The organism is Bacillus cereus group sp. BfR-BA-01382 (genome assembly GCF_022663475.1).
Taxonomy (GTDB): Bacteria; Bacillota; Bacilli; order Bacillales; family Bacillaceae_G; genus Bacillus_A; species Bacillus_A thuringiensis_S.
Map to the genome: position 1 here is coordinate 1 of NZ_JAKUFQ010000224.1, position 1,936 is coordinate 1,936.

Here is a 1,936-nt window from a genome sequence, read left to right on the forward strand (position 1 = left end):
CTACCCACACCTCATCCCCGCACTTTTCAACGTGCGTGGGTTCGGGCCTCCATTCAGTGTTACCTGAACTTCACCCTGGACATGGGTAGATCACCTGGTTTCGGGTCTACGACCACGTACTAAACGCCCTATTCAGACTCGCTTTCGCTGCGGCTCCGCCTCTTCAGCTTAACCTTGCACGGGATCGTAACTCGCCGGTTCATTCTACAAAAGGCACGCCATCACCCATTAACGGGCTCTGACTATTTGTAGGCACACGGTTTCAGGATCTCTTTCACTCCCCTTCCGGGGTGCTTTTCACCTTTCCCTCACGGTACTGGTTCACTATCGATCACTAGGGAGTATTTAGCCTTGGGAGATGGTCCTCCCAGATTCCGACGGAATTTCACGTGTTCCGCCGTACTCAGGATACATTCAAGAGAGAACGAAGTTTCGACTACGGGGTTGTTACCCTCTACGACGGACCTTTCCAGGTCGCTTCGTCTACCTCGTTCCTTTGTAACTCCGTATAGAATGTCCTACAACCCCAAGAGGCAAGCCTCTTGGTTTGGGCTATATTCCGTTTCGCTCGCCGCTACTCAGGAAATCGCATTTGCTTTCTCTTCCTCCAGGTACTTAGATGTTTCAGTTCCCTGGGTCTGTCTTCCATACCCTATGTATTCAGGTAAGGATACCATACCATTACGTATAGTGGGTTTCCCCATTCGGAAATCTTCGGATCAAAGCTTACTTACAGCTCCCCGAAGCATATCGGCGTTAGTCCCGTCCTTCATCGACTCCTAGTGTCAAGGCATCCACCGTGCGCCCTTTCTAACTTAACCAAACTAAAATTAAAAAAATATGAGCTACACTGTTATCTAGTTTTCAAAGAACATACATTTATATATGAGAGATAGTTCTCTCAAAACTGAACAAAACGAAACACGGAAACTTATATTGATAAGCAGCGCTTATCAATTCTCCATAGAAAGGAGGTGATCCAGCCGCACCTTCCGATACGGCTACCTTGTTACGACTTCACCCCAATCATCTGTCCCACCTTAGGCGGCTGGCTCCAAAAAGGTTACCCCACCGACTTCGGGTGTTACAAACTCTCGTGGTGTGACGGGCGGTGTGTACAAGGCCCGGGAACGTATTCACCGCGGCATGCTGATCCGCGATTACTAGCGATTCCAGCTTCATGTAGGCGAGTTGCAGCCTACAATCCGAACTGAGAACGGTTTTATGAGATTAGCTCCACCTCGCGGTCTTGCAGCTCTTTGTACCGTCCATTGTAGCACGTGTGTAGCCCAGGTCATAAGGGGCATGATGATTTGACGTCATCCCCACCTTCCTCCGGTTTGTCACCGGCAGTCACCTTAGAGTGCCCAACTTAATGATGGCAACTAAGATCAAGGGTTGCGCTCGTTGCGGGACTTAACCCAACATCTCACGACACGAGCTGACGACAACCATGCACCACCTGTCACTCTGCTCCCGAAGGAGAAGCCCTATCTCTAGGGTTTTCAGAGGATGTCAAGACCTGGTAAGGTTCTTCGCGTTGCTTCGAATTAAACCACATGCTCCACCGCTTGTGCGGGCCCCCGTCAATTCCTTTGAGTTTCAGCCTTGCGGCCGTACTCCCCAGGCGGAGTGCTTAATGCGTTAACTTCAGCACTAAAGGGCGGAAACCCTCTAACACTTAGCACTCATCGTTTACGGCGTGGACTACCAGGGTATCTAATCCTGTTTGCTCCCCACGCTTTCGCGCCTCAGTGTCAGTTACAGACCAGAAAGTCGCCTTCGCCACTGGTGTTCCTCCATATCTCTACGCATTTCACCGCTACACATGGAATTCCACTTTCCTCTTCTGCACTCAAGTCTCCCAGTTTCCAATGACCCTCCACGGTTGAGCCGTGGGCTTTCACATCAGACTTAAGAAACCACCTGCGCGCGC

The 1,936-nt window shown here is 50.6% G+C and carries 2 rRNA genes; both read right to left on the reverse strand.

The window, feature by feature from the left end:
* Window positions 1-821, reverse strand: a 23S ribosomal RNA gene (locus MR160_RS33490); the annotation flags it as partial.
* Between the two features lie 146 nt (window positions 822-967).
* Window positions 968-1,936: ribosomal RNA gene (locus tag MR160_RS33495) — 16S ribosomal RNA — on the reverse strand; the annotation flags it as partial.